Origin of the sequence: Streptomyces sp. NPDC056486 (genome assembly GCF_042795295.1) — a bacterium.
GTDB lineage: Bacteria > Actinomycetota > Actinomycetes > Streptomycetales > Streptomycetaceae > Streptomyces.
Window position 1 is genome coordinate 1 of sequence record NZ_JBHTSF010000154.1, and the last position, 20,435, is coordinate 20,435.

At 71.5% G+C, this 20,435-nt stretch carries 24 protein-coding genes, 1 tRNA gene and 1 pseudogene; 8 read left to right on the forward strand and 18 right to left on the reverse strand.

All coding sequences use genetic code 11. From position 1 onward, the window contains the following. Positions 1 to 44: 44 nt before the first annotated feature. From ACFQ7F_RS37400 to ACFQ7F_RS37415, 4 genes are all read right to left on the reverse strand, one after another. Positions 45 to 129 (reverse strand) — tRNA-Ser (locus ACFQ7F_RS37400). A gap of 102 nt (positions 130 to 231) precedes the next feature. After that, positions 232 to 663 (reverse strand): tRNA adenosine(34) deaminase TadA, encoded by a 432-nt coding sequence (tadA, locus tag ACFQ7F_RS37405; protein WP_383280990.1) that lies wholly within the window; start codon positions 661 to 663, stop codon positions 232 to 234. Between the two features lie 102 nt (positions 664 to 765). Next, positions 766 to 1,338, reverse strand: coding sequence for a hypothetical protein (locus ACFQ7F_RS37410; RefSeq protein WP_383280993.1), 573 nt, complete (start codon positions 1,336 to 1,338; stop codon positions 766 to 768). 217 nt (positions 1,339 to 1,555) lie between these two features. Further along, positions 1,556 to 1,741: a hypothetical protein gene (locus ACFQ7F_RS37415; RefSeq protein WP_160505980.1), complete on the reverse strand. Its 186-nt coding sequence runs from the start codon at positions 1,739 to 1,741 to the stop codon at positions 1,556 to 1,558. Between the two features lie 150 nt (positions 1,742 to 1,891). Here ACFQ7F_RS37415 and upp point away from each other — a divergent pair, with 150 nt between their 5' ends. Continuing rightward, positions 1,892 to 2,527 (forward strand): uracil phosphoribosyltransferase, encoded by a 636-nt coding sequence (gene upp / locus ACFQ7F_RS37420; protein WP_135331553.1) that lies wholly within the window; start codon positions 1,892 to 1,894, stop codon positions 2,525 to 2,527. A gap of 3 nt (positions 2,528 to 2,530) precedes the next feature. Here upp and ACFQ7F_RS37425 read toward each other — a convergent pair whose 3' ends face one another. Both ACFQ7F_RS37425 and ACFQ7F_RS37430 read right to left on the reverse strand, forming a co-directional pair. After that, complete coding sequence (locus tag ACFQ7F_RS37425; protein WP_383280936.1) at positions 2,531 to 3,193, reverse strand: LytR C-terminal domain-containing protein; 663 nt, start codon at positions 3,191 to 3,193, stop codon at positions 2,531 to 2,533. Positions 3,194 to 3,324: 131 nt separating this feature from the next. Continuing rightward, the gene (locus ACFQ7F_RS37430; protein ID WP_014155093.1) at positions 3,325 to 3,621 is read right to left on the reverse strand and encodes a type II toxin-antitoxin system VapB family antitoxin; all 297 of its coding nucleotides are present in this window, start codon (positions 3,619 to 3,621) and stop codon (positions 3,325 to 3,327) included. A gap of 234 nt (positions 3,622 to 3,855) precedes the next feature. Here ACFQ7F_RS37430 and ACFQ7F_RS37435 point away from each other — a divergent pair. Further along, positions 3,856 to 3,960 (forward strand): annotated as a pseudogene (locus tag ACFQ7F_RS37435) (helicase HerA-like domain-containing protein); the annotation flags it as partial. A 134-nt stretch (positions 3,961 to 4,094) separates the two neighbouring features. On the opposite strand, the gene ACFQ7F_RS37440 reads toward ACFQ7F_RS37435, so the two are convergent. The 6 genes from ACFQ7F_RS37440 to ACFQ7F_RS37465 all read right to left on the reverse strand — a co-directional run bounded on the left by ACFQ7F_RS37440 (position 4,095) and on the right by ACFQ7F_RS37465 (position 8,454). Next, a complete protein-coding gene (locus ACFQ7F_RS37440; protein WP_383280940.1) occupies positions 4,095 to 4,247 on the reverse strand; it encodes a hypothetical protein in 153 nt (50 codons plus the stop codon). 66 nt (positions 4,248 to 4,313) lie between these two features. Next, positions 4,314 to 4,634: a hypothetical protein gene (locus ACFQ7F_RS37445; RefSeq protein WP_383280943.1), complete on the reverse strand. Its 321-nt coding sequence runs from the start codon at positions 4,632 to 4,634 to the stop codon at positions 4,314 to 4,316. A 429-nt stretch (positions 4,635 to 5,063) separates the two neighbouring features. After that, positions 5,064 to 5,645 carry an HhH-GPD-type base excision DNA repair protein gene (locus tag ACFQ7F_RS37450; protein ID WP_383280946.1) on the reverse strand — a complete coding sequence of 194 codons (582 nt, stop codon included), beginning with the start codon at positions 5,643 to 5,645 and terminating at the stop codon, positions 5,064 to 5,066. A gap of 8 nt (positions 5,646 to 5,653) precedes the next feature. Beyond that, positions 5,654 to 6,850: a cation:proton antiporter gene (locus ACFQ7F_RS37455; RefSeq protein WP_383280949.1), complete on the reverse strand. Its 1,197-nt coding sequence runs from the start codon at positions 6,848 to 6,850 to the stop codon at positions 5,654 to 5,656. A gap of 117 nt (positions 6,851 to 6,967) precedes the next feature. Then, positions 6,968 to 8,188: a flotillin family protein gene (locus ACFQ7F_RS37460; protein WP_383280952.1), complete on the reverse strand. Its 1,221-nt coding sequence runs from the start codon at positions 8,186 to 8,188 to the stop codon at positions 6,968 to 6,970. 11 nt (positions 8,189 to 8,199) lie between these two features. Next, positions 8,200 to 8,454, reverse strand: coding sequence for a hypothetical protein (locus ACFQ7F_RS37465; RefSeq protein WP_383280955.1), 255 nt, complete (start codon positions 8,452 to 8,454; stop codon positions 8,200 to 8,202). 261 nt (positions 8,455 to 8,715) lie between these two features. On the opposite strand from ACFQ7F_RS37465, the gene ACFQ7F_RS37470 reads away from it, so the two are divergent. After that, positions 8,716 to 9,258, forward strand: a complete 543-nt coding sequence (locus ACFQ7F_RS37470; protein WP_383280958.1) for a GNAT family N-acetyltransferase — start codon at positions 8,716 to 8,718, stop codon at positions 9,256 to 9,258. Here ACFQ7F_RS37470 and ACFQ7F_RS37475 read toward each other — a convergent pair. Then, a complete protein-coding gene (locus ACFQ7F_RS37475; RefSeq protein WP_383280961.1) occupies positions 9,225 to 10,145 on the reverse strand; it encodes a LysR family transcriptional regulator in 921 nt (306 codons plus the stop codon). The genes ACFQ7F_RS37470 and ACFQ7F_RS37475 overlap by 34 nt on opposite strands. A gap of 81 nt (positions 10,146 to 10,226) precedes the next feature. On the opposite strand from ACFQ7F_RS37475, the gene ACFQ7F_RS37480 reads away from it, so the two are divergent. Beyond that, entirely contained in the window at positions 10,227 to 13,607 is a 3,381-nt protein-coding gene (locus ACFQ7F_RS37480; RefSeq protein WP_383280964.1) for a BTAD domain-containing putative transcriptional regulator, read from the forward strand. 19 nt (positions 13,608 to 13,626) lie between these two features. Here ACFQ7F_RS37480 and ACFQ7F_RS37485 read toward each other — a convergent pair whose 3' ends face one another. From ACFQ7F_RS37485 to ACFQ7F_RS37495, 3 genes are all read right to left on the reverse strand, one after another. After that, positions 13,627 to 14,457 carry an ABC transporter permease gene (locus ACFQ7F_RS37485; protein WP_383280967.1) on the reverse strand — a complete coding sequence of 277 codons (831 nt, stop codon included), beginning with the start codon at positions 14,455 to 14,457 and terminating at the stop codon, positions 13,627 to 13,629. 157 nt (positions 14,458 to 14,614) lie between these two features. Then, positions 14,615 to 15,562: an ATP-binding cassette domain-containing protein gene (locus ACFQ7F_RS37490; protein WP_383280970.1), complete on the reverse strand. Its 948-nt coding sequence runs from the start codon at positions 15,560 to 15,562 to the stop codon at positions 14,615 to 14,617. A 159-nt stretch (positions 15,563 to 15,721) separates the two neighbouring features. Further along, the gene (locus ACFQ7F_RS37495; protein ID WP_383280973.1) at positions 15,722 to 16,585 is read right to left on the reverse strand and encodes an SGNH/GDSL hydrolase family protein; all 864 of its coding nucleotides are present in this window, start codon (positions 16,583 to 16,585) and stop codon (positions 15,722 to 15,724) included. A 135-nt stretch (positions 16,586 to 16,720) separates the two neighbouring features. On the opposite strand from ACFQ7F_RS37495, the gene ACFQ7F_RS37500 reads away from it, so the two are divergent. Continuing rightward, positions 16,721 to 17,932: a PucR family transcriptional regulator gene (locus ACFQ7F_RS37500; RefSeq protein ID WP_383280976.1), complete on the forward strand. Its 1,212-nt coding sequence runs from the start codon at positions 16,721 to 16,723 to the stop codon at positions 17,930 to 17,932. 30 nt (positions 17,933 to 17,962) lie between these two features. On the opposite strand, the gene ACFQ7F_RS37505 is transcribed toward ACFQ7F_RS37500, so the two are convergent. Then, entirely contained in the window at positions 17,963 to 18,451 is a 489-nt protein-coding gene (locus ACFQ7F_RS37505) for a hypothetical protein (RefSeq protein ID WP_383280979.1), read from the reverse strand. Positions 18,452 to 18,495: 44 nt separating this feature from the next. Continuing rightward, positions 18,496 to 18,852, reverse strand: coding sequence for a helix-turn-helix domain-containing protein (locus tag ACFQ7F_RS37510; protein WP_383280996.1), 357 nt, complete (start codon positions 18,850 to 18,852; stop codon positions 18,496 to 18,498). Between the two features lie 421 nt (positions 18,853 to 19,273). On the opposite strand from ACFQ7F_RS37510, the gene ACFQ7F_RS37515 reads away from it, so the two are divergent. The 3 genes from ACFQ7F_RS37515 to ACFQ7F_RS37525 are packed head-to-tail and all read left to right on the forward strand — an operon-like array spanning position 19,274 to position 20,375. Beyond that, the gene (locus ACFQ7F_RS37515; protein ID WP_383280982.1) at positions 19,274 to 19,588 is read left to right on the forward strand and encodes a WhiB family transcriptional regulator; all 315 of its coding nucleotides are present in this window, start codon (positions 19,274 to 19,276) and stop codon (positions 19,586 to 19,588) included. Between the two features lie 20 nt (positions 19,589 to 19,608). Then, a complete protein-coding gene (locus ACFQ7F_RS37520; RefSeq protein ID WP_383280985.1) occupies positions 19,609 to 20,172 on the forward strand; it encodes a hypothetical protein in 564 nt (187 codons plus the stop codon). After that, positions 20,169 to 20,375: a helix-turn-helix domain-containing protein gene (locus ACFQ7F_RS37525; RefSeq protein ID WP_383280988.1), complete on the forward strand. Its 207-nt coding sequence runs from the start codon at positions 20,169 to 20,171 to the stop codon at positions 20,373 to 20,375. The genes ACFQ7F_RS37520 and ACFQ7F_RS37525 overlap by 4 nt, the downstream gene beginning before the upstream one ends. Positions 20,376 to 20,435 lie beyond the last annotated feature (60 nt).

The following is a 20,435-nucleotide window of genomic DNA, read 5'->3' on the forward strand; positions in this document are numbered from 1 at the left end:
CGACGAAGGCCCCGTCCTCGCGGACGGGGCCTTCGTTTCAAGAGCGGTAGCGGTGGGATTTGAACCCACGGTGAGTTTCCCCACACTCGCTTTCGAGGCGAGCTCCTTCGGCCGCTCGGACACGCTACCGAGAGGAACTCTAGCCCAAGGTGGGCCGTGGTCCGAAATCCGTTTGGCCCACGGCTGCCCGGCGCCCGCGCGACAGCTGCCCGAGGCCCGGCACAGAGCCGCTCAGCGGCCCCGGAAGAAGCGGGTGAGCAGCCCGGCGGCCTCGTCCGCGAGGACGCCCTCGATCACCTCGGGACGGTGGTTGAGCCTTCTGTCGCGTACGACGTCCCAGACGGAGCCCGCGGCGCCCGCCTTCTCGTCACGCGCTCCGTAGACGACCCGGTCGACCCGGGACTGGACGAGCGCGCCCGCGCACATCGTGCACGGCTCCAGGGTCACCACCAGCGTGCAGCCGGTCAGGCGCCACTCCCCGAGCGCGGCGGCGGCCCGGCGGACGGCTAGTACCTCCGCGTGCGCCGTCGGGTCGCCGGTCGCCTCGCGTTCGTTGTGGCCCGCCGCGAGCACCGTCGTGCCGTCCGGGGACAGCACGACGGCGCCGACGGGCACATCGCCGCCCTGGACGGCCAGTTCGGCCTCGGCCAGGGCGAGCCGCATGGGTGCCCGCCAGCGGTCGCGTACGGGATCGGCTTCTTCGCCGGGTTCCCGGTCGGGTTCGGGTGGGGGGATGTGGTCGCTCCGGTCGGTCACACCGGGAACCTAGCGGACGGTTTCGAGCACCTCCGCCGCCCCGAGGATCTCGGCGATGTCGCTGAGCGCGTCACCGGGCTCCAGACCGAGCAGCTCCTTCTCGGGCACGCCGAGGTCGCTCAGGAGCTCCGAGTCGCCGAGAGGCCCCGCGGGCGCCGCGTCCTCCGCGGCGTCCCCCGTGTCGTCGTCGGTGGCGGAATCGGGGGCGGCGTCGGGGTCGGCGGGTTCGCCGTCCTCCGTGCCGTCCAGGTCGAGGGCGTCCAGATCGACGCCCGGATCGTCGGTGCCCGGCTCACGGCCGAGCATCTCGTCGGTGAGCAGGATCTCGCCGTACGAACTGCGGGCGGCCGCGGCCGCGTCCGAGACGTAGATACGAGGGTCCTCCTCACCGTCCACACGGACGACGCCGAACCAGGCGCCTTCCTGTTCGATGAAGACGAGGACGGTGTCGTCCTCTGCGCTGCCGGCCGTGGCCTCGCGGGCCAGGTCGGTCAGATCCGACAGGGTCTCCACATCGTCGAGCTCCGTGTCGCTCGCTTCCCACCCGTCTTCGGTGCGCGCGAGCAGTGCGGCGAAGTACACCGTGACTCTCCCACTGGTCATAGACAGTGCCGGTTGACGGTTTGGGTGTCCCCCCGGCGAGTTCGGGGAGCGGGGGAGTTGCTGTTCCAAGCCCCGCCCACTCGGAATCGTGGCAGAAACCACGGCCCGAGGAGAGGTCTTCCGCCCGCTGTGTTCGCGTCGTGTCCGCGTCGCGTCGCGCGGACGGCTCCCGGGAGGCCTGCCTGAGAGGTGGCCGCTACCAGCGGAACGTGCGCATGCGCATCTGCTGACGCATCCGTGCCGCCCGGGCGCGGCGCGGCTTCACGCGGTCGCGGAGCTCGATGGCCTCGGCCCGTTCGTGCAGGAACTGGGCGCGACGGCGCCGACGCTCTGCTTCGGTCTCGCGGTCCGGCTCTCGGCCGCCCGGCTCTCTGTCCGGCATGGGCAACACCACCCCAGGTCGTACGTCCACTTTCCCCCGTTCGGCGGGTTTGATGCCAGCGCGGGGTGTTTCCAGAGGTCCGGGGCGAGGGCGGGGGCGGCCGCCATGGGGGGAGTCCGGGTGGTCCGGGGCGCGGTTACTGTTGAAGGCATGCGGATCCACGTCGTCGACCACCCGCTGGTGGCGCACAAACTCACCACGCTGCGCGACAAGCGCACCGACTCTCCTACCTTCCGGCGCCTCGCCGACGAGCTGGTCACCCTGCTCGCGTACGAGGCCACCCGGGACGTGCGCACCGAGCAGGTCGACATCGAGACCCCGGTCACTCCGACGACCGGCGTCAAGCTGTCCTACCCGCGCCCCCTGGTCGTGCCGATCCTGCGCGCCGGGCTCGGCATGCTGGACGGCATGGTGCGGCTCCTGCCGACCGCCGAGGTGGGCTTCCTCGGGATGATCCGCGACGAGGAGACGCTGCAGGCGTCGACGTACGCGACCCGTATGCCGGAGGACCTCTCCGGGCGCCAGGTGTACGTCCTCGACCCGATGCTGGCCACCGGCGGCACGCTCGTCGCGGCCATCCAGGAACTGATCAAGCGCGGCGCCGACGATGTCACCGCCGTGGTGCTGCTCGCCGCCCCCGAGGGCGTCGAGGTCATGGAGCGCGAGCTCGCGGGCACACCGGTGACGGTCGTGACGGCATCGGTCGACGAGCGGCTCAACGAGAACGGCTACATCGTGCCGGGCCTCGGCGACGCCGGGGACCGGATGTACGGGACCGCGGAGTAGCGCTCAGCAGTCCTTCTGGCCGCTGGACGGCGAGGGCGTCGGCTTGGGTTTGGCGAGTACCGCCAGAGCCTTGTCGGCGTCCTTCTTCTTTGCCAGATCCTTGAACTTCGCGCCCAGAATGAGGTCCACCTCGGCGCCCTTGCGGGCGTCCGTCCGGCTCTCGGCGTCCGCGAGCTGCGTGCCGAGCACCGGCAGCGCGCTGTCCGTGGCGGACTTGGCGCCGAGCAGTATCCCGGTGCCCTTGACCTTCTTGTCGTACTCCTTCGGCGCGTTGTCCACCTTGCCGACGGTGAAGCCGCGCTTCTTGAGCGCCGCGGCGACGTCCTTGGCGAGACCGCCGCGGGCCGTCGCGTTGAAGACGTTGACCTTGATCTGGCCGGGTTCGGGAAGCGCCTTGGGCGCGGACGGCTTACCCGAGGGGCCGTCCGAGGGGCCGGACCGCTTGGCCGCGCAGTCGCCGCGCGAGCTCGCCGCCGTGGCCTTGTCGCCGCCCGTGAAGACGTCGATGAGCTGCAGCGTTCCCCAGCCGATCAGGCCGACCGCGACGACGGACGCGACCACCGCGAGCACGAGCCTGCGGCGGCCACGGTTTCGGCGCATTCGCGGGTATTTGGACCCCGTGATGCGGTACTTGCCGCCCATGCCGGGGGGAGTGAGCATGCTCATGGGCGCAGCGTAGTGCGGCGACGCCGTGATGCCTACTAAATGATCATTGACTTGGGCTCAGTGCAACCCAAAAGGGCCAATGAGGGCGTGGCCGCCCGGCGGTACGGCTGCCGTCCGCTGTCGTCCGCCGGTCAGCCCATCTCGAGGACGCGGGCGTGCAGTACCTGGCGCTGCTGGAGCGCGGCACGGACCGCGCGGTGCAGTCCGTCTTCCAGGTAGAGGTCGCCCTGCCACTTCACCACGTGCGCGAAGAGGTCGCCGTAGAACGTCGAGTCCTCCGCGAGGAGCGTCTCTAGGTCCAGCTGGCCCTTGGTCGTCACGAGCTGATCGAGGCGGACCGGGCGCGGCGCGACGTCCGCCCACTGCCGGGTGCTTTCCCGGCCGTGGTCGGGGTACGGCCGGCCGTTTCCGATGCGCTTGAAGATCACACGGAAAGCCTACCGGGCAAGGCTCTCCGGGCGCAGCCATGGCGACGCAGTGCGCCGCTGGGAAATGACGCCGGAAATCGGGGCATAGCGGAAACGCTCAAGCCGGGAGCAGGGGCAGAAGTGAGCGACAGCCGGCCGATGCCGTCCATGACGGAGGGCTCGAACCCCTCTAACGAGTCTTCGCCGGTCGAGGGGGTGACGACCGGAGGGGAAGGTTCCGGTGGGGTGGGGGGCATGCTCAACCGGCACGGGCTCGTCTCAGGGGGAGACCGGCACGGGAAAACGAAAACGCTCCTCATCGCCGAGCAACTGGCCGCGCAGGGTGTGCCGGTGTTCCTCCCCAGGCAGTCACTCGGCCTGATCTTTCCCTACGCCGACCAAGAAGGGCTTGAACTTGTCGATGGCGCGGACGCTGAGGCGGGCGGGGCGCGCGCCTTGAGCGTTCGCCTCAGCGTCCGCGCCGGTGGGGTGGGTCAGCGTCCGTTCTGCTCGGAGCTGTGCTTCTTCTCGTGGTCCTCGTCCTCGGTCTGTGACGGGGCCGGGGCGGGGACTTCGGGGCTGGGAGCGTTGCGCACGGCTTCGGCGCGGAGAAGGGCGTGCAGGGCCGCGTACGGGTCGATGGGCATGGGTGTCTTCCTCGGTTCGCTGCTGTTTGGCGGGGGGTGGGTGGTGGTCAGTCCGGGCGGGGACTGTCAGCAGCGGAGGACGACGGAGCGAGGGGCGGGGAGGTGGAGGTGCGGGGTCTGGGGGTGCGGGGGTGCGAGCGGGAGCGGCTCGGGGGTGCGGTGGCCTGTGGCCGGGGTGGTGAGGGGGGCGGGGCGTTTTGTGGGGACGCGCAGTGCGCTGTCGGCGGTGTCCTGGTGGGCCTCGCCGGTGAGCTCGATGGACACGGCCGCGGGTGGGGCGGGGGCGGCTTCGGCGGTGGCCGCGGGGGCGAGGACGGTGCCGAGGAGCGCCAGCAGGATGAGGGCAGCCCGGAGCCACGCGGGTCGGGGTGACGCGGCGCGGCTCATGAGGGGTCATGTCCCCCGGCTGGACCCGGTTGGTGTTGCCCGACGCCGAGATCCGCCCTCATGGGCTACGGACGGGGCGTGTGGCTGACGCGGGTTCTCGCCGGGGGCGGGGGCGGGGGCGGTGTCTGGGTGCCGGGGTGCGGTGCGGGTCTGTCTTGGGGGCGGGGCCGCGCCGGTATGTCCGTCCTCGCCATCCGCCGGTGGGCGTCCGACTGCTTCGGCCCCGGAGTGCTGCGAACCGTGCTCCGGGCGGAAATACCGACACACCCCCTCACGTCTCGCTGCCGACTGCGGCCAATCCGTCGCTGATGTGGGGCAATCGGGTGGGTGGGCGGGAGAGCTTGTTCGTCGAGGTGAGATGCGGGGTGAACGGGCGGGCGGGTGGGGAGGCCTGTTCGGTGGGGGGTGATGCCGGGGGTGCAGGCGGGGCTAGTTGCCGGAGGCTTTTGCTGCCTTGAGCTGCTGCTTGTGGGTGCGGACCCTTTGGAGGGACTCGGGGCCGGTGATGTCCGCCACCGAGCGGTACGCGTCCGGCTCTCCGTAAGGCCCCGCCGCCTCCCGCCAGCCGGAGGGACGTACGCCCAGCTGCTTGCCGAGCAGGGCCAGGAAGATCTGGGACTTCTGCTTTCCGAATCCGGGGAGGTCGTTCAGGCGCTGCTGCAGCTCCTTGCCGGACGCGGCCGCTTCCCACAGGGCGGTGGGGTCACCGTCGTAGTGCTCCACCAGGTACGCGCACAGCTGCTGGATCCGCTTCGCCATCGACCCCGGATAGCGATGCACGGCGGGCTTCGTGGAGAGAAGCGCCGCGAACTCGTCAGGGTCGTACGCCGCGATCTCGTGCGCGTCGAGATCGTCCGCGTTCAACCTCCGCGCGATCGTATGCGGGCCCGCGAACGCCCACTCCATCGGAACCTGCTGGTCGAGCAGCATCCCGACGAGCGCGGCCAGCGGACTGCGGCCGAGGAGCTCATCGGCTTCCGGTTCCTGGGCCAGATGCAGGGTGACGTCCATGGAGTCGATCATCTCCCGGGTGCCGCGCTCAGGCCACGCGGCGACCGTGCCCGCAGCCTCAGCGCCACCAGCGGGAAGACAAGGACCGACACCATCCCCGCCCCGACGAGCGCCGCCGCCTCGCCCGCCGTCAGTGCCTTGTCGTCAAGGCCGATGGCGGTGATCGCGACGACGAGCGGCAGGGCCGTGGAGGAGTAGAGCGTGAGGGCACGCCGGTCCCGGACGTCCAGGTCACGTGGGGCGAGGAAGTACACGGGCAGGCCCCGTACGAGCAGGAAGAGCAGGAGGAAGGCGGGCAACAGGACGAGCGCGCGGCCGCCGTGAAGGAGCGCGTCCAGGTCGAAGTCGATGCCGGTCACGATGAAGAACACCGGCACCAGGAAGCCGAAGCCCATCGCCTCGATCTTCCCGAGGACCACATCGCTGCTCTCGGGCGCCGCGCCCTGCAGTACGAGACGGGTGAGCAGGCCCGCCGCGAACGCGCCCAGGAGCGAGTCGAGGCCGAAGGCGTACGAGAGGCCGAGCATCGCGGCGAGCAGCAGCATCACGAAGCGCACCGCGAACTGGCCGCTGCTGTGCAGGGTCTTGGCGATGACCCGGGAGAACCAGGGAGGCCTCGGCCGCAGCGCCCAGTAGACCGCGGCGGCCGTGACGGCGGCGAAAGCGGCGAGCAGCACGGTCGACATACCGGGGGCGCGACCGCTCAGGAGCAGCGCCATGGCGATGATCGGGCCGAACTCACCGACCGCGCCGAACGCCATCATCACCGTCCCGAAGCGGCCCCGCAGATCCCCGGAGTCGCGCAGGATCGGAAGCACCGTGCCGAGCGCGGTACTGGTCAGCGCCGTGCCGATGACGAAGCTCTTGGTGGCCGCGCCCCCGGTCAGCGCGAACGCGACGCCGAGGCCGAGCGCCAGCGAGATCACCCACGCCCACACCGAACGGCGCAGGGTGTCCCCGCGGACGGCGCCGAACTGGATCTCGTACCCCGCGAGGAAGATCAGCATCGAGAGGCCGAGGTCCGACAGCGCGTCGATGGCCGCGTCGTGATGGGCCAGGCCGAGGACGTCGGGGCCGATGACGATGCCGAGCAGGATCTCGAAGATGACGAGGGGGACGGGGATCCAGCGGCTGAAGCCGTAGGTGAGGAGGGGCGCGAGCACGGCGATGGCCATGATCAGGATGAGCGTCCCCGGCTGCGACATAGGTCGTATTTAACCTGAAGTCGGGCAACGCGGACACTTTGGCGGGCTCGGGCTCGGGCTCGGGGGCGGGCCAGGCCCCGCCCCGACCCCGGAACGTACTGCCGAGGGCCAGGGAGGCTACTGGATCTCGACCGGGCCGTCCCCCTTGCCGCCGCCCGCCTGGCCGCGACCCGCGGGCGCGCCCAAGTACCGCTTGATGTCCCCCGCTTCGCGCTCACCCTGCCCCGGCGCCTGCCCTTGCCCCTGCCCCTGTGCCGCGGGCGTACCGAGGTTGTTCCGTACCGAGTCCAGGATCGTCAGGCCCTGCCCGACGAGCCCGGCCGCGATCTCGCCGAGCCCGTCCGCGCCGTTCAGTACGTTGACGTTGGCACCGGAGAGGCCGGTCGCCGCCTCCTTCACGATCAGCGGCAGCTGGTCGATCAGCATCCGGTCGAGCGCGACACGGTCGTACGACGCCGCCGCCTCGGCCTGGATCTTCATCCGCTCGGCCTCGGCCAGGGCGAGGACCCGGATCCGCTGGGCGTCCGCCTCCGCGGGCTTGACCACCTCGGCGACCAGCTGCTGCTGACGCAACTGGGCGGCGCGCTCCGCCAGTTCGGTACGCGCGTCCAGCACCTCCTGCTGCGCGTGCGCCTCCGCGAGGGGGCCCGCCTGGGCGGCCTTGGCCTGGGCCTGCTCGACCTCGGCGGAGTACTGGGCCTGCACGATCGCGGTCTGCCGCGCGTACTCGGCCTGGTTGCGAGCCGCCTCCTGCTCGGCCTCGGACGCGGCCTGGGTGGCCTTGGCCTGGGCGATCTGGGCCTGGCGCTGGATGGCGGCCTTGTGCGGGGCCGACATGGCGTCGATGTAGCCCGTGTCGCCGTCGTCGATCGACTGGATCTGAAGCGAGTCCACGTGCAGGCCGATCTTCGCCATCTCGGACTTCGAGGTGTCCAGGACCTCGGTGGCGAGCTTCTGCCGCTCGGTGACGATCTCCTCGACCGTCATCGAGCCGATGATGGAGCGCAGATGTCCGGCGAAGATGCGGCCGGTGAGGACGGACATCTGGTCCTGGTCGGAGAGGAAGCGCTGGCCCGCGTTGACGATGCTCTCCGTGTCGTTGCCGACCTTGAAGGCGATCACGGCGCGCACGCGCAGGGCGATGCCCTGGCGGGTCACGCAGTTCTCGACGACCTCCGCCTCGTTCATCGAGAGCGTGAGGAAGCGGGTCTTGCGGAAGACGGGCAGCACGAACTTGCCGTGCCCCGTCACGACCCGGAACGGGGCGCCGCCGAGGCCCCGCCTGCCGCCGGAGATCAGCATCGCCTCATCGGGGGCGGGAACGCGGTAACCGAACATGGATCGACTCCTCAACCGGCGCCGCCGGCACCATCGCCGGCCAACGCGTCCAACGGGTCCGCCCACTTGATGACATCGACCTGGCGGCTGCCCCGCGACTCGATCACGAGCACGGCGGCGCCGTGCGGCAGCGGCTCGTCGGACCAGGCGAGAAACGTCTCAGAACCCCCTCGGATCCGCACCAGGACCTCTCCGGGCCCCGCGGATCCGCGTGTACCGATGACGAGTTCACCGGTACAGCCGATCACAGCCTCATCCGGCGCCATCGGCGGCCGCCTCCCCCATGTCATGCAGGCTCTGTCTGAATCCTGACCTTAGCGCGGGGGGCGCGGGGCGCCCATGGTCGGCAGAGTCATCTGAGCGTCAAGAACTGGGGGTCCGGCCTCGGGTGCGGCTCCGTTCCCGGCTGTGCCGCCGTTTTTGTTTGTGCCGCCGCTTCGCGGCGGATTCTTCCCGCCCACCCACCCGATTGCCCCGCATCCTCCCCTGCACGAACCAGCACTTCGCGCCCGTGCTTGCATACGCAGATGAGCCCCGCGCCCACCCCTCGCATCCGCCCCCGCCACGCCCCCGACCTCCCCGCCTGCGTGGAAGCCCTGGCCCAGGTGCACGAGGCCGACGGCTACCCCACCAACTGGCCCGAGCAGCCTGCCGAATGGCTGATCGGGGGCGGGGGCTCACCCATCGGGGCCTGGGTCGCCGAGCTCGGCGGCTGTGTCGCCGGGCACGTCGTGCTCTGCCGGAGTGCGGAGGGTGATGTCGCGCCCGCCCTGTGGAGCAGGCGCGAAGGAGTGCCGGTCGACGAGATCGCGGTGGTCAGCCGGCTGTTCGTCCCGCCGGGAGCCCGTGGCCACGGACTTGGGGCGCTGCTCCTCGCGCGGGTCGTGGCGGAGGCCGCCGAGCTGGGGTTGCACCCTGTCCTGGACGTCGTCGCGTACGACACTTCGGCGACCGCCCTCTACGAACGTACGGGCTGGCGATTCCTCGGCACGGCCGAACAGCGCTGGAGCCCGCGGCAGACGGTCACCGTGCGTTGTTACGCCGGGCCGGAGGCTGAGACGCCGATCTGAGTCACCGCGTCCCGCAGCGCGTCGAGAAGACCCCGGACCGCAGGACGGTCCGGCGCGGGACCCCGCACCGCCGCGTAGATCGAACGGATCGGCACCGGGTTGTGGACCTCGCGGACGACCACGCCGGAGGGGGGCGCTTCGAGGCCGAGTTGCGGGACCAGGCTGACGCCGAGGCCCGCGGCGACGAAGCCCTGCGCAGTGGCGTAGTCCCCGCTCTCCACCACGAAGTCCGGGCTGAAGCCGGCCGCGCCGCACGCGTCGAGGATGGGGTCGAGGCAGGGGCCCGGCGTCTCGCTGGCCACCCACGGCTCGTCGGCCAGGTCCGTCATGTCGAGCAGCTGCTTCGCGGCGAGCGGATGCCCCGCGGGCAGCACCGCGTGGTACCGGTCGTCGAGGAGATGCTCGAACCGGACGCCGTCCACGCCCAGTTGGCCGCGCGGCCGGACCACGAGCGCGAGATCCGCAAGGCGGTCCCGCACCTGCGGCAGCGGGTCGTCGGGGTCGGACAGTTTCAACTCGACCTGTACGCCCGGTTGCGCGCGTCGCAGCGCGGCAAGTGCCGGGGCGACGAGCGCCGAGCCCGCCGTGGTGAAGTACCGCATCGAGACCCGGCCCGTCCGTCCGGCCCGCAGCTCGGCGAGCGCGGTCTCCGCCTCGGCGATCTGCTTGCCGATCGCGACCGCGTACTCGGTGAGCAGCCGCCCGGCTTCCGTCGGCCGCACCCCGCGGCCGGTGCGCTCCAGGAGGGCGATGCCCGCCTCCTTCTCCAGGGCCGCCATCTGCTGGCTCACCGCTGAGGGCGTGTACCCGAGATTCCGTGCGGCGGCGGTCACGGAACCGCTGGTGACCACTGCCCGGAGGACCTGCATGCGCCGCGTATCAAGCATGCAGTCCAGCTTAACTCTGCCCCGAAATCCTTACGGACAACTAACGAGGAGGGTGGGCGGCCGGTGGATAAAGTCAGCGCGGTGAGAATCTCCCTGCTCGGACCGGTCAGAGCCACCGCCGCCGACGACGCGACGCCGGTCGGCCTGGGCGGCGTACGGCTGCGCATGCTGCTCGCCAGGCTCGCGCTCGAAGGGGGGCGTCCGGTCTCCGTCGACGCGCTCGTCGACGGTCTGTGGGGCGAGCACCCGCCGGTGGACGCGGCCAACGCCCTGCAGGCGCTGGTGTCCCGGCTGCGCAAGGCCCTGCGCGGGACCGGGGCGGTGGACTCGGTCGCGGGCGGCTACCGGATCGCGGTGAACGCCGACGACGTGGATACGTTCCGCTTCGAGGAGCTGGCAGGGCAGGGCAGGCGCGAACTGGCCGGGGGTCGCCCGGAGGAGGCCGCTTCCGCGCTCGGCGAGGCGCTCGCGCTCTGGCGGGGCGCCGCCCTCGCGGACGTTCTGGAGGCGCCCTTCGCCCGCGTCGCCGCCGCGCGCCTCGACGACTTGCGGGCCGCCGCCGCGGAGGACCGCTTCGACGCCGAGATACGCCTGGGCCGGTACGCCGATGTCCTCGCCGACCTCGAAGCGGCGGGCGCGGAACGCCCGTTGAGCGAGCGCGTCGCAGCGCTCCGGATGCGCGCGCTGTCCGCGGCGGGCCGCAACGCCGACGCCCTCGCCGTGTACGAGGAGATGCGGGGCAGGCTCGACGACGAACTCGGCGTCGATCCGTCGGCCGAGCTGAAGGATGTCCATCTTGCTCTGTTGCGTGGGGAGTTGGAGTTGTCGGTGCCGCGCGCCGATATCGCGCCCGCGCCCAGGCGGCTCCCCGCCCGGCTCACCAGCTTCGTCGGCCGTGACGCCGAACTCGACCAGCTCGCCGCGCTGATGGCCGCATCCCGCCTCGTCACGCTCGTCGGACCCGGCGGCGCGGGCAAGACCAGGCTGTCGCTCGAAGCCGTGACCCGGCACCGGGCGTATCAGCGGGGCCGGGTGTGGTTCGTGCCGCTGGCCGGTGTGGGCACCCCGGACCAGCTGGCCGACGCCGTGCATGCCGCGCTCAGTACGGGCCTCAGTGTCGGGCTCAGCAGTGATCATGTGCACGACCACGTGCACGACCACGTGCACGACCACGTGCACGACCACGTGCACGACCACGTGCACGACCACGTGCACGACCACGTGCACGACCACGTGCACGACCGCGTGACCGAGGTGCTCGATGTCGGTGAGGCCGTCCTCGTACTGGACAACTGCGAGCACCTGGTCGATGCGGCGGCGGACCTCGCGTACGAACTCCTCGACAAACTGCCGCACTTGAGGATCCTCGCCACCAGCAGGGAACCCCTCGCCATCACGGGCGAGGCGCTGTGCCACCTCGGGCCGCTCGGCGTGCCGGCGGGGGCTCCGGAGCTCGCGGAGGCGGCCGGTTCGGCGGCGGTACGTCTCTTCACCGACCGGGCGTCCGGAGTGCGGCCCGGTTTCGTGCTCGACGAGTCCACCGTGGCCGCGGTGGTGGAGATCTGCCGACGCCTCGACGGCCTACCGCTCGCCCTGGAACTGGCCGCGGCCAAGCTGCGCTCGATGAGCGTCGGCCAGATCGCGCGCCGCCTCGACGACCGGTTCCGCCTCCTGACCTCGGGCAGCAGGACCGCCCTTCCGCGCCAGCGCACGCTGCTCGCGGTGGTCGAGTGGAGCTGGGACCTCCTCGACGAGCCCGAGCGGATCCTCACCCGCAGGCTGTCGATGTTCCCCGGCGGCGCGACCGTCGCCGCCCTGGAGGCGGTCTGCTCGGACGGGGCGCTGCCGGCCGAGGACGTGCTGTACGTCCTGGGCTCCCTGGTGGAGAAGTCCCTCGTGGACACGGACATCTCCGATGAACCGGACGGCGAGCAGCGCTACCGCATGTCGGAGACCGTGCGCGCCTTCGCGGCCGACCGCCTGAGTGAAGACGAGGCCGGTGGGGGCGGTGGCGGTGCTCGGACCGCTGCGCGCTTCTCCGCGTACTTCCTGGCCCTCGCCGAGCAGCACGAGCCCGCCCTGCGCACCGGCGACCAGCTCCGCTCGATCGCGCTCTTCGACGCCGAGCACGACAATCTGGTCTCCGCGCTGCGGGCGGCCGTCGAGGCCAGGGACGCGGACCTCGTATCGCGGTTCGTGGGCGCGCTGTTCTGGTACTGGGGGATCAGGGGGATGAGCACCCAGTTCGAGACGTTCCTCGCCGAGGTCCTCACCTTCGACGAGGCCCTGCCCGGCCGGGCGCGGGCCGCATTCCGCGTGGTGCGGCTGATGGCGGGCACTCCGGGGGCCGCGGATGCCGCAGGCGCTTCGGACGCTTCGGACGCTTCAGGCGCCGACGACGTACCCCTGACACCCCTGACACCCGAGATACCCGTGCGGACGCTCATCGAGGACTGCGAGCGGGCGGGCGCGGGGGAGTTCCACCCGGCGCTGCTGCTCTGGATCCCGATGCTCGCGCACCTCACCGGCAACGCCGACCTCGGGGAGAGCGGGCTCCGGCGGGCGGCGGAGTGGCCGGACCCCTGGGTACGGGCGAGCGCGCACTGGGCGCGGGACTTCGTGCTCACCGGGCAGGGCGAACAGTCGGCCGGTGCCGACGCGCGCCGAGCGGCGCTGCGCGGCTTCGAGGCGGTGGGCGACCGCTGGGGCCTCGGCCTCGCCCTGCTCGCCGTCGGCCGGGACCACTCCCTGCGCGGGGAGCACGGCGACGCGATCGCCGCGTACGAGAGGGCGGTGACCGTCGGCACCGAACTCGGAGCCGAGGACGACCTCTTCAACAGCCGGGCCAGGCTCGCGGCGGAGCGCCTGCGCGGCGGCGACCGTGCGGGCGCCCTGCGGGACATCCACGAGGCGCAGAGGCAGGCGAAGGAGCGGGGCTACCGGCGGATGGAGGCCGAGATGCTGTTCAGCCTCGCCGATCTGCACCGCAGGTCGGGCGAGCTGGAGAGGGCCGACCTGATCCTCGACCGCCTGGACGGCATCGCGGACCGCCTGACCCTCCCCGAGGACATGGCCCGCGACCTGATCGCGGGCGCCCGGACGGCGAACCGGCTCGCGCAGGGCGACGCGGTGCGGGCGCGCGAGCTCCTGCCGCGGGCGGTGGGCGGCGCCTTCGCCCGGGGTGAGGCCGCGGACATCGCGCAGGCCGCCGAACTCCTGGCCCGGCTGCTCCTGTTGGAGGGCGACGCGGCCGGGGCGGCCACCGCGCTGGGGTCGAGCCAGGTCATCCGCGGTGTGTACGACGAGGGGGATGCGCAGTTGGGGGAGCTGGTCGCCGAGATCGTGGGGCGGCTCGGGGACGCCGGGTACGAGGAGGCGTACGGCAGGGGCGCCGGGCTGACGAGGGCGGACGCGCTGAACCGGCTGACCGAGGAAGCCGGTCAGCCGGTGTCGTCGTCGTAGCGGGCTCATGCTGCTGGGTTCAGGCGGCGCGCTTGCGGTAGGCCCGCATCGCGAGGGGGGCGAAGACCGCGATCACGCCGACCATCCAGGCCAGGCTGCCGAGGAAAGGCCCCGCGACCTCGCCGCCGTTCAGCAGGCCGCGCATGGTGTCGGCCATCAGGCTCACGGGGTTGATGTCCGACCAGACCTGCAGCCAGCCCGGCATGGTGCGGTCCGGGACGAACACGTTGCTGGCGAAGGTGAGCGGCAGGACCAGGACGGTCATCAGGCCCTGTACCGAACCGGGGGACTTGACCAGCATGCCGACGTACACCGACATCCAGGAGAAGCTGACGGCGAAGGCGATGAGCACCGCGAGCGCGGCGAGGGCCGCCGCCGGGTTGGTGTCGACGCGGTAGCCCATGACCAGGGCGAGGGCCACCAGCGTGGCGAGGCAGACCACGTACCGGACGACATCGGCGAGCACCGCGCCGATCAGCGGGGCGGAGCGGGCGATCGGCATGCTGCGGAACCGGTCGAAGATGCCGGTGCTGGAATCGGCGTTGAGCGAGACGCCGATGCCGATACTGGCCTGGAAGACCGTCATCACCATGATGCCGGGCGTGATCATCTGCAGGTAGGCGTCGGTGTCGCCGCCTGCGATGGCGCCACCGAAGAGGTAGACGAACATCAGCAGGAACACGACCGGCGTCAGGACGACGTCGACGAGCCGTGCGGGCGACTTGACGAACTTGGTGATGCCGCGCCCGGCGAGGGCGAGACTGTGCCGGGCGGCCTTGGCCGGGGTGATGCGGAGTGCGGGGGCGGTCGTCTGCGGGACGGCGGACGGGATGGTGGTGGCGGCGCTCATGACGGGGTCCTCTCGGTGGTGGTGCTGGGGGAGTTGGGGGTGTCGTACGCGTTTCGGGCCTGTGGGGGCCTGTGCGGGCGTCCCGTAGGGGCGCGGGGAACTGCGCGCTCGGCCCCCACCGGCCCGCAGGTCGCTCACCGCAGGCCCGGCGGAGCGCTCACGCGGCCTTCTCGGCCGACTTTCCGGTGAGCGCCAGGAAGACCTCGTCCAGGCTGGGCAGGCGCAGACCCAACTCGTCGGCGGTGATGCCGGCCCCGTCGAGGCGCCGTACGAGGGCGGAGATCAGCATCGGGTCGTCGACCGGCACGGTGAGCAGACCGTTGTCCGCGTCATGCTGGGGCGCGGCGCCGGTGAGCTCGGCGAGCATGCCGCTGACGGTGTCCAGATCACGGGCGACGGTCGGCCGGACCTGCAGCGTCTGACCGCCGACCCGCCGCTTGAGCTCGTCGGGACGCCCTTCCGCGACGACGCGGCCACGGTTGAACACGGTGATGGAATCGGCCAGTTGATCGGCCTCCTCCAGATACTGCGTGGTGAGCAGCACGGTGGCCCCGTCGGCGACCAGCCGCCGCACGACCGCCCAGACCTCCTTGCGGGCATGCGGGTCGAGCCCGGTGGTCGGCTCGTCCAGATACAGCACCTGTGGCCGTCCGACGAGGCTCGCCGCGAGGTCGAGGCGGCGCCGCATCCCTCCGGAGAAGGTGCTGATCGGCCGCTGGGCGGCCTCGGTCAGCTCGAACTGCTCAAGGAGTTCGACGGCACGCGCCTTGGCGTCCCGCCGCGACAGATCGAGCAACCGCCCCAGGAGTACGAGGTTCTCGGCGCCGGACAGTTCCTCGTCCACGGAGGCGTACTGCCCGGTGAGTCCGATGAGACCGCGGACCCGCACCTGATCCTTGACCACGTCGTGACCCCCGACGGTGGCGTGCCCCGCGTCGGGCCGAAGCAGCGTCGACAGGATCCGCACGGTGGTGGTCTTCCCGGCGCCGTTCGGCCCGAGCACCCCGATGACCTTGCCGGCCGGGACCTCCAGGTCGACGCCGTCCAGTGCGACGAAGTCCCCGTACTTCTTGACCAGTCCTTCGGCCTTGATGGCGTACGACATCTTGTCCTCCTCCACAGATCGCTCGGACCGGTTCGGGCCCTCGCTGTTCTCGATGGACAAGACGATGCCGACCGTCGCTGTCAGTGCGCGGCCCGCGCGCTGACAGCGACGGCCGGAGGCTGTCAGGGCCTGTCAGGGCCTGTCAGGACCCGTCAGTACCTACTGTTGTGCGGCGCGGGCGACGGCCGTCCCGAAGGCGGCCATGCCGCGGGCGTTGGGGTGCAGCGGCGCCGCGACGCTGGAGGGCACCAGGCCCTCGATGTAGCGCTCGGAGGGTGCGGCGCAGGTGTCGTGACCGGCGCTTACGGCGGCGGTGTCGACGTAGGTGGCGTGGTGCGCCCGGCTCTGTTCGGCGAGGACGCCGTTGAGCTGGTTCACGCGGGCCTGGAGGTAGTTGGCGTCCTTGTCCCAGATGGGCTGGGTGGGCCAGCAGCCGTCCTTGCGGATGTAGGTGGCGTAACCCGCCACGACGATGCGCGCGTTCGGGGCGCGCCGTTGCACCTCGTCCAGCGCCTTGCCGAAGGTGCTGCTCCAGGCGTCGATGGCCTTCGATGTGGGGTCACCCTTGCCCGCTGCGGTGTCGGCACAGGAGATGCCGGTGGGCTTCGGCAGGAGGTTGACGCAGCCGAGCGCCGTGGCGACGAGGCTGACGTCGTTGCCGCCGATGGTCAGGGTCACGAGGTCGGTGCTCGGCTTGAGCGCCTCGTACTGGGGCGGCAGCAGGCCGAATTGGCGCCCGGAGAAGTCGCTCACCTTCGCGCCGGAGCAGCTGACGTCGGTGAGCCGGGCGCCCAGTGCCTCGGCGGCGACGGCCGGGTAGTTCCGGGCGGAGCGCAGACAGGACAGCTGGCTCTGGTCGGGGATGAGGGGGCCTGCCGCGAAGGAGTCACCGATGGCGACGTACTCCAGCGGTTCACCGGCCTTCGAGGACGCCGCACCGGCAGGTGCCGCTCCTCCGAGGACGCAGGCGGACAGGGCGGCGACGGTCATGAGCGCGGTGGTACGGGCACGTGTGGGGCGCACGGGCTCTCCTGTGAGGGGTGTGGGGCGTGCTTGGGATTGCGCGGGGTGTACCGGGGGTAACGGACGCCCTTATGATCCGGGCCATCGCGGCCTCGTTGTTCTAGGCGCGCAACCAGACTTTCCAAGGGGTCAGTTGTGACCGGTGACAAAAGCGTGGGCCGCTTCCTGATCGCCGACGTACCGGGGCTTGCCGCGACGGTCACCCGGCGCATCGCGGACGACCTGCCGGTCTACCGGCGGCTGCCCGCCGAGGAACTGCACGGGGATGTCCGGGCCATCGTCGACATGACGATCCGCGCCTTCGCCGAGGTGCTGCGTACGGAACGCATGCCGCCCCCGGAGTTCCTGGAGAAGGTGCGCAGCTCGGCGGCCAGACGCGCGGAGGAGCGCCTCCCCGTGGACGCGGTAGTCAGCGCCTACCACTACGGGGCCAGCATCTGCGTCGAGGAAGTGACATCGACGGTCGAACCGCACGAACTGATCGAGGCCCACCGGCTGCTCCTCGACTGCCTGCGGGAGATCACGGCCGCCGTCACCTCGGGATACGTGGAGGAGAGCCAGTCGCTTATCGGGGAGCGCGACGCGGCACGGCACACCGTCCTGTCCGCCCTGCTCGATGGCGCAGGCGCCGGGCTCGACTCCGCCCACCTGGGGATACGCCTCCCGCCGTGCTACCTGACGCTCGCCTTCACCATCGGGCGCCACCCCGACGAGGACCGCGCCGACGTCGACGCCACCGTGGCATCCCGTCGCAAGATCCGACGCCTGCGTACGGAGCTTGACCGGGCTCTCGGCCACCCCGTCCTCTCCCGCCTGTCCGCCGACGAGGGCCTCGCACTGATCCCGTCGGACACGGCCCCGGACCAGGCACTCGCCACTGACCGCACCCGCCTGGAGAAACTGACGGCATCCCTCATCACCGTCAGCGGAGTGCCCCTGACCGCGGGCGTCGCCGCGAGCACACCGGCCGAGGTCCCGCAGGCGGTCCGCCTCGCCACCGAACTACGCGACACCGCGACGGGCACGGGCCGACCGCCGGGCGTCTACCCCCTGACGGCGCTGCTCCTGGACTACCAACTCACCCGCGCGAGCCCCGCCCGCGCCCACTTGGCGGCGCTCCTCTCCCCCTTGACGGACGGCCCGGACCTGCCGGCCACCCTCCGCACGTACTTCGCCTCGAACCTGGACCGCCGCGAAACGGCAGCACGCCTGCACGTACACCCCAACACGGTCGACTACCGCCTACGCCGCATCGCCACCCTGACGGGCCTGGATCTCACCGCTCACACGGACCTGCTGACGCTACGGGCGGCGCTGACGGCGTACGACGCGGTGGGGAGGGCGTGAAGGGCGAGTCCCGGGCCGGGACACCAGCCGTCAGTCGTCGAGCCCCGTGCGCTTCGTCGAGTCGTCGCGCCGCTTTCGCGGCCGGTGCGACATCAGGTCCCGGGTGCCGCGCACTTCGTCTGTGCCCACGATCGGGAGGGGATGCGTGCCCCGTGGCGGGACAGGGGGAAAGTGGAACACCCTGGCGGCCGGGGGCTCTCCGTCGGTGTGACCGGCGGGCGGTACGGGCTCCGGATCCGTCGCGCGGGCGTGCTCCGTCGCGCGGGCGTGCTCCGCGGCGCGGGCGTGCTCGTCCCAGCCCTCGCGGAACCAGCGCAGCTGGGTCTGTTGCGCCTCCTCCTCGGTGACGATCCGTACGCCGTCGATCCCGGCTTCCTGGATCTTCGAGCCGAGTTCGATCAGCAGCCCGCCGACGAGGAAGGCAAGCTCATCCGACGTGGTCGTCTCCCCCTCGACGTCCTGGCGTCCCGCATCGCGACGCGTGCCTCCGGACGGCCCCTCCGCTTCGTCACTCGGCATTTTCGCACTCCCTCTGTGCCCCCGGGCTGCGTAACGGCCCCGTGCTATTCGGCCTGCGGCAGGAAGGCTTTCGTGACCCGCACGAAGACCGCCTGAAGTTCAGGAGGCACGCCCATTCTCCGGGCCGCCTCCTCGGGGCTCAGCAGCCGGGGAGCATCGGTGTCGCCGCCCCGGGCGGCCGCGATCGGCAGATCGTTCTCGGACAGCCGTCCGGAGCGGATCAGCATGTCCCGCAGCGGGACTCCGAGCACCGCGGCCAGCCGTCGCATCGTCTCCAGGTCGGGCATGCTCTGCCGCTGGATGAGACGGCTGACGGCAGCCCGGTGCACGCCCGCGTCGTCCGCGAGCTTCGATTTGCCGCCGCCGCGCGGGCTGTCGATGTCGTAGCCGCGCTCGCGCATCACGCCCTCGATCCACGCGGCGAACTCTTCGAGCTCACCCGCCCGATTCTGGCCACTCTCCCGGCTCTCCCGGCTCTGCGAATGGCCGCTCTCGGCTCGGTAACCCTGGTCGATGCGGGCGCTCGCCCGCGAGCTGGACGCCATGTCGTCGCTCTCCCCTCGTCGCAGGGAGAGGGTACCGATCGCGCGCGCACGAAGGTGTGTGCGCGCTCGCACGTTGTTGTGAAGATCCCGCAGGCGCGGGGGCCCTTGCCCGTCGGCGGGGAGGGGGGTCCGCAGCGGTTGTTTCCAGACATCTCGTCCTCCTCTTCAGCCTCTCTGGACCCACCTTTTTAGTTGCGCATGCGCACGCACCGTGTAACTCTGATCACGCATCCACATCTTCGAACTAATGTTCGCATACCCGGGGGAGGGGCCGCTCATGCCCAACCGGACGACTGTCCCCGTACACGCTCTGAACAGTGCGTTCTCGCACGGCCAGGCGCGAGAGGGGGAAGCTCTCGACTGGCGCAGGGACGCCGCCTGTGCGGATCTTCCACAGCAGTACGTCTTCACTCGCGTCCCCGCCGAGGCGGCACCGGTATTGCGAGCCTGCAATCAGTGCCCGATCCGGCGCGAATGCGAAGCCATCGTCGACCCGTCCCGCACCTGGTTCGACGGGGTCAGCGGTGGGCGGCTGTGGCGCAACGGACGCGAGGTCAAGGCCCGCCGCTCGTCGGTGGGCGAGCGGCGATGAACCGCATGGGGGAGACGGCGATGAACGGGACGACGGGGCAGACGACGGGGCAGACGGCGGGGGAGGCGGCGGGCGGCTCGATCGATCGCGCCGCCCTCTGGATCGGCTCGCTGCGACGCCGGTATCCGATGCTTCTGGAGGAGTTGGCGCCCGGCACGGGGCGTGTCCTGCGCGAGGTGCGGGGCGGCGGACCGGCCGGATCCGGCGTCGCACCGGTCCGCCTCTACGTCTCCGACGCGCTCCGCGACATCACCGACGGCGTGATCGAGCTCGAGGAGGCCGTACGGGACCGGCTCGGCCTGCGCCGCATCACCGCGGCCCCGGTACCGGTCCGCCTGCGCCGCCTTGCCGAACTCCTCGCCCTGGTCGGTGACCTGCCCGATCTTGCGGCGCACATCGAGGAGGAGACCCGCCGGATGGCCCGGCGCTGTGCCCGCGCGATGGGGGATCCGGAGCAGCTGGTTCGGCTGCCGGGGCGCTGTCCCGCCTGCGACTGCGTTTCGCTGCGGGCCTTTCCGGAGCGCGGGGTCGCGATGTGTGTGAACCCCGCCTGCCGGCACGTACTCGCGGAGGAGACGACATGACCGGACCGTCGATCGACGTGACCGCACCGCTGATCTCGGGCGATCTGGCCGCCGCCGAGGCCGATGTCTCGCCCGCGACCATCCGCAAGTGGGTGCAGCTCGGACACCTGAAGGCGGCAGGACGGCAGGGACGGCGGGCGATGTACCGCCTGGAGGACGTGTTCGCCGCCGAACGCTCGGTCCGTCGAGGGCGGGCGGCGTAGCGGCGGAAATCGATACGGCGTACGTGCATGTGAGGAGGGCCTCGCACCACCCGGATGGGT

What these genes read in the sequence shown, in the direction of transcription:
- ACFQ7F_RS37470 (WP_383280958.1), top strand. Translation starts at nt 8,716, where the DNA reads ATGAGCCCCGCGCCCACCCCTCGCATCCGCCCCCGCCACGCCCCCGAC.
- ACFQ7F_RS37460 (WP_383280952.1), bottom strand. Translation starts at nt 8,188, where the DNA reads ATGTTCGGTTACCGCGTTCCCGCCCCCGATGAGGCGATGCTGATCTCC.
- ACFQ7F_RS37485 (WP_383280967.1), bottom strand. Translation starts at nt 14,457, where the DNA reads ATGAGCGCCGCCACCACCATCCCGTCCGCCGTCCCGCAGACGACCGCC.
- ACFQ7F_RS37415 (WP_160505980.1), bottom strand. Translation starts at nt 1,741, where the DNA reads ATGCCGGACAGAGAGCCGGGCGGCCGAGAGCCGGACCGCGAGACCGAA.
- ACFQ7F_RS37490 (WP_383280970.1), bottom strand. Translation starts at nt 15,562, where the DNA reads ATGTCGTACGCCATCAAGGCCGAAGGACTGGTCAAGAAGTACGGGGAC.
- ACFQ7F_RS37465 (WP_383280955.1), bottom strand. Translation starts at nt 8,454, where the DNA reads ATGGCGCCGGATGAGGCTGTGATCGGCTGTACCGGTGAACTCGTCATC.
- ACFQ7F_RS37455 (WP_383280949.1), bottom strand. Translation starts at nt 6,850, where the DNA reads ATGTCGCAGCCGGGGACGCTCATCCTGATCATGGCCATCGCCGTGCTC.
- ACFQ7F_RS37445 (WP_383280943.1), bottom strand. Translation starts at nt 4,634, where the DNA reads ATGAGCCGCGCCGCGTCACCCCGACCCGCGTGGCTCCGGGCTGCCCTC.
- ACFQ7F_RS37475 (WP_383280961.1), bottom strand. Translation starts at nt 10,145, where the DNA reads ATGCTTGATACGCGGCGCATGCAGGTCCTCCGGGCAGTGGTCACCAGC.
- ACFQ7F_RS37425 (WP_383280936.1), bottom strand. Translation starts at nt 3,193, where the DNA reads ATGAGCATGCTCACTCCCCCCGGCATGGGCGGCAAGTACCGCATCACG.
- ACFQ7F_RS37515 (WP_383280982.1), top strand. Translation starts at nt 19,274, where the DNA reads ATGCCCAACCGGACGACTGTCCCCGTACACGCTCTGAACAGTGCGTTC.
- ACFQ7F_RS37510 (WP_383280996.1), bottom strand. Translation starts at nt 18,852, where the DNA reads ATGCGCGAGCGCGGCTACGACATCGACAGCCCGCGCGGCGGCGGCAAA.
- ACFQ7F_RS37520 (WP_383280985.1), top strand. Translation starts at nt 19,609, where the DNA reads ATGAACGGGACGACGGGGCAGACGACGGGGCAGACGGCGGGGGAGGCG.
- upp (WP_135331553.1), top strand. Translation starts at nt 1,892, where the DNA reads ATGCGGATCCACGTCGTCGACCACCCGCTGGTGGCGCACAAACTCACC.
- ACFQ7F_RS37450 (WP_383280946.1), bottom strand. Translation starts at nt 5,645, where the DNA reads ATGGACGTCACCCTGCATCTGGCCCAGGAACCGGAAGCCGATGAGCTC.
- ACFQ7F_RS37505 (WP_383280979.1), bottom strand. Translation starts at nt 18,451, where the DNA reads ATGCCGAGTGACGAAGCGGAGGGGCCGTCCGGAGGCACGCGTCGCGAT.
- tadA (WP_383280990.1), bottom strand. Translation starts at nt 663, where the DNA reads ATGCGGCTCGCCCTGGCCGAGGCCGAACTGGCCGTCCAGGGCGGCGAT.
- ACFQ7F_RS37440 (WP_383280940.1), bottom strand. Translation starts at nt 4,247, where the DNA reads ATGCCCATCGACCCGTACGCGGCCCTGCACGCCCTTCTCCGCGCCGAA.
- ACFQ7F_RS37525 (WP_383280988.1), top strand. Translation starts at nt 20,169, where the DNA reads ATGACCGGACCGTCGATCGACGTGACCGCACCGCTGATCTCGGGCGAT.